This window comes from Phascolarctobacterium sp., from assembly GCF_045124115.1.
GTDB lineage: Bacteria > Bacillota > Negativicutes > Acidaminococcales > Acidaminococcaceae > Phascolarctobacterium_A.
The window spans coordinates 1-4,255 of record NZ_JBGVLF010000013.1 but is presented as its reverse complement, the minus strand read 5'-3'; the positions used below and the strand labels follow the sequence as shown (position 1 = coordinate 4,255).

The 4,255-nt window shown below is 44.3% G+C and carries 4 protein-coding genes; 1 reads left to right on the top strand and 3 read right to left on the bottom strand.

The window, feature by feature from the left end; all coding sequences use genetic code 11:
- The coding region (locus ACJMM4_RS01530) for an S-layer homology domain-containing protein (RefSeq protein ID WP_405382778.1) at positions 1-297 on the bottom strand (297 nt) is incomplete at its 3' end.
- Positions 298-611: 314 nt separating this feature from the next.
- Positions 612-1,517: a LysR family transcriptional regulator gene (locus tag ACJMM4_RS01525; RefSeq protein ID WP_405382776.1), complete on the bottom strand. Its 906-nt coding sequence runs from the start codon at positions 1,515-1,517 to the stop codon at positions 612-614.
- Between the two features lie 664 nt (positions 1,518-2,181).
- Here ACJMM4_RS01525 and ACJMM4_RS01520 point away from each other — a divergent pair.
- Positions 2,182-3,060, top strand: a complete 879-nt coding sequence (locus tag ACJMM4_RS01520; RefSeq protein WP_405382774.1) for an Rpn family recombination-promoting nuclease/putative transposase — start codon at positions 2,182-2,184, stop codon at positions 3,058-3,060.
- A gap of 154 nt (positions 3,061-3,214) precedes the next feature.
- Here ACJMM4_RS01520 and ACJMM4_RS01515 read toward each other — a convergent pair.
- On the bottom strand, positions 3,215-4,255 hold a 1,041-nt coding region (locus ACJMM4_RS01515; protein ID WP_405382772.1), incomplete at its 5' end, for a porin.

Sequence of the window (4,255 nt, the reverse complement as noted above, 5' to 3'; positions counted from 1 at the left end):
AGCTACGCGAACGCCCAGGTTGTCCAGTTCGTCAGCGAATTCAGCAGCCAGTTTGTCAACGTTAGCGCCTTTAGCCATAGCTTTAGCAACGATTTGAGCCATTTCATAACGGGTCATCAGTTTGTCGCCGCCGAAGGTAGCATCGCCGTAGCCGTCGATAACGCCGGCAGCAGCCAGTTTGTTGATGGAGTCATAAGCCCAATGACCAGCAGGTACATCGGAGAACGGGTTAGCAGCGTATGCGGAAGCAGTTACGCCCAGAGCCATAGCCATTGCCAATACTAAAGATTTTTTCATGATGTTTTCCTCCTTTAGGAAAAATGTTTATTTTACAAAACACTCCTTAGGAGAGCTAGCCCTTCCATCAAATCTTGCAAGAGTTGCCTTGTTTCCTCTGCTATTGATTTCCGTTTCAGCTATCGTGAGAGTGCTTTATAACAGGGTCATCGCAGGAGAGGGACGTAAGGCGTGTCCCCGGCCTGCCGTATGCCAAACAAGTACTCGCTGATGAAACCTTCAAACCCCACCCCTGAGGTAAATCCTAGTCTCATCCTTGCTTGACTTACAAGTCAATTATAAGACAATTGTAATTTTGGAACAATTCTGCTTGCTTATACATTTATAAGCGCAGCTGATAGATTGGCTAATAGTTGGGAGCGTACTTCCTTTATATGGAAGGGCGTGTTTTGCGGTTGCCAAAAGGCACCTTGGTCAAGAGTGATGGCTGTAGAATTGCTTGCTAAAGGATGCAGTTGCAGGCAGCCTGCGTACTCGCTAGGCAGGCCAAGGCGGTGGGGCAATAGTAAATAGCCACCATCTGTAATAAGGCGGGCAAGGGCTGCCCGGAGAGTGGGGGGGGTAATTCGATTATCCGCAAAACCGTAGAGTGAGCGGAACTTTTTCCAATCGTTAACGCTCATTACATCTTCGGGTAGCACGCAGGGCAGTTCTGCCAAATCTTCGGGAGCAAGGGTTTCTTGGGCAGCAAGTTCGCTGCGGGCAGGAACGATGACGCCTAAATTAGTTTTGGTTAGCCCGTGGTAACTAAAATCATTTTCTTCATCCGCACTGCGCAGATCGCCTAAAAACATATCGAGTTGCGCTTGGTGGAGCATATCCAATGCATCTTCGTGGGTGTGAAAGGAAATAGTGATTTCTGCATTGCTGTTTTCAGCTAAAACGCTGTTGACTGCTTGGTACATGGCACCCATGGGGAACCACCCATCGCAGCCTAAACGGAAGACGCGGTGCTCCTTGGCTTTGATTTCTGCAAGTCCTGCTTTGAGTTCGTCCACGGATTGAAGCATTGCTTGCGCGTGGGCGTAGAAATATTCCCCAGCTTCCGTCAGCAAAAAACGCCTGTTACTGCGCTGGATAAGGGCGATGCCTAGTTCATCTTCCAAGGCTTTGATTTGCTGGCTGATGGCGCTTTGGGAAATATAGCATTGCTCCGCTGCTTCGCTAAAGCTTTTGCAGTCTGCAACTGCCAAAAAATATTTCATTTGTCGTAATAGCATGTGTTCAACCACCTTTACGCAAAAAGTTACTGATTAGTTAAACTTATTGTAAACTGTAGAAAAGCTAATGACAAATTAGAAAAAGAGATAGGAAGATAAGCTAAACTTATATAATTTTCCCCTCTCAGTCAACTGCGCTGCTATCGCAGCTTGTTGACAGCTCTCCCCAAGGAGAGCCGAGATGGTAGAAATTCGCTATTCGTTCTTGGCTCTCCCTTTGGGCATCCTACGGATATTAGCACGCCCTACAGTTATACACTTCGCTTACGCTCGTGTCTAACTGGGGCGTTGCGTCAGAGCTGTCAGCGGAGCGTAGCGACGCTGACTGAGAGGGGGCGTCCATTTCTCATATTTACATGCCATTTCAAGAAATTTTAACTACTTCTCCCTTTATTCGTGCTATAATGTAGGTAGTAGAAAAGTTGCACTACGAACATCTCATTATAAAGGCAGGTATCGTCATCAAAGAAATTTTACGGTTTGACGCAGCGGTGTAAGCAACGCACGTGCTGCCGACATTGCGGTAGTCCTTGGGAAGTTCCACCGCATAGTAGTACGCACTCCCACACTATTTTTAAGGGATGTGCCGTACTATGCGTAAAATTCAATTTTTATACTGCTATGGTCTCATCCCTATATCTAAACGTACAGGAGTTGAGATTTTATGGCAGATAAAGATATTGCCGAAAAATTACTGGAAGACTATAATGACGTCTTTGCAGATATTATCAATGTGCTTGTTTTCGGTGGCAAGCAAATCGTTGCTCCAGAAAGCTTACAACGAGTCAATGTCCGTTCACAAATGAAAGTGGATGGCAACCTTCACGAGCAGGAACGTGATGTTGCTAAATTTTGGACAAAGCATCAATCCGATATTAGAATTGCTTGTTTAGGCTTTGAAAATCAAACTAATATGGATTTTCGAATGCCTCTGCGAGTGATTTCATATGACGGAGCTAGTTACAGAGCACAGCTAAGCGATAAAGAACCATGCGAAGTAATTACGCTTGTCCTTTATTTTGGCACTAAGCGTTGGACTGCACCTAAAAGGCTTAGCGACTGTATAAAAAAGGCTACTGTCTTTCCTGATGACATGCATAATGATTATAAAATAAAAGTTTTCGAAATTGCTTACTTATCCCAAGAGCAAATAAATATGTTTAAAAGCGATTTCAAGTACATTGCAGATTATATAGTGCAAATGCGTACAAATAACAATTACGTACCATCTCAGGGTACCATCAAGCATGTTGATGCATTTTTAAAGCTCATGGCAGCAATTTCTAACAATAAACTTTTTGAGGAAATTATTCCCACTGCTATTATGAAGGGAGAGAATACTATGGACAGATTTTCTACTATGATGAAAGATGAATATGAAGCTAAAGGAAAAGTAGCTGGACGCACCGAAGCTACAAACTCCTTCGCTACCGACATGATCAAAGACGGCGAGCCGGCTAATAAGATTATGAAATACACCAAGCTGTCCATGGAACGCTTGGAAGAAATCGCTAAAAGCCTTAATACTACCTTAGTTTTATAAAGAACGTAATTTAAAATGACCTATGTAGATGTAATAGTCTGCGTAGGTCTTTTTTGTGTATATGAGATTGTCCAGCAGATTGAGGTGTGCAAACAAAAAAGGAGCCTCCCTGCGGAGGCTCCCAGAAAAGTTTTGCGAAACTTTTTGTTTTGAATTAGAAGCTGAATACCAAGTCAGCGTACAGGATTTGGTCATCCTTGTCTTCAGTTTTGGACTCAGTGTCATAGTAGTGAACGGTACCAACGATGTTCTTAGCGAAGGTGTAGTTTACGCCAACGCCATAACCTTTGAAACCTTCACCAGCGAACCAGTTAGCATCAGTGGTGTGTTCAACAGCAGTTTGTTTGCCTTGGTCATAGTAGTTAGCGAACAGGCCCCAAGAACCTACTTCAGCAGCGCTAGCACCTTTGTAGGACAGACCTACTACATAGCCATCTTTTGTGTCAACGTCGTCTTTGCTTTCGTCGCCTTTCAGGTACATAGCATTCAAGGTTACATCGCCAACGGTGTAATCAGCGCCAACATACCAGATAGCATTGTCTTTGTTAGTTTCTCTGATATCTTCGTTGGTGCCCATGTCTTTGAAGTTTACATAGCCACCCATCAGGTTTACGCCAGCCAGTTTAGCACTGATTTCGCCACCGCAGTAATCGCCATCAGAACCATTTTTATCATTTACAGAAGTATCCGTTGCTTTACCAGCGAAACCTTTGATTTTGATTTTTTCGCCATAGGACAGTTCAACACCATCAGCACGGGTATCATAAACATTACCATTGCCGAAGAACGCATTATAACGACCAGCCAGAACTTTTACACCGCCAACTTTACCTTCAACATAAGCGCGTTGGAATTTGGTTTCTTCGTCGCCACTGTCATTGCTAAAGTCTTGGATGTTTTGAATCATACCGGTGTAGGACCAGTCTTCGTTAACTTCGCCAGCAATCCACAGACGGGAACGCAGGTTGTTGTTGCTGTTGCCTTTCAAATCGCTGTCAGAGTAACGATAACGAACTTGACCGGTGATTTTAACGTTGTCAGCTTTCTTTTCCAGGTTAGCTACGCGAACGCCCAGGTTGTCCAGTTCGTCAGCGAATTCAGCAGCCAGTTTGTCAACGTTAGCGCCTTTAGCCATAGCTTTAGCAACGATTTGAGCCATTTCATAACGGGTCATCAGTTTGTCGCCGCCGAAGGT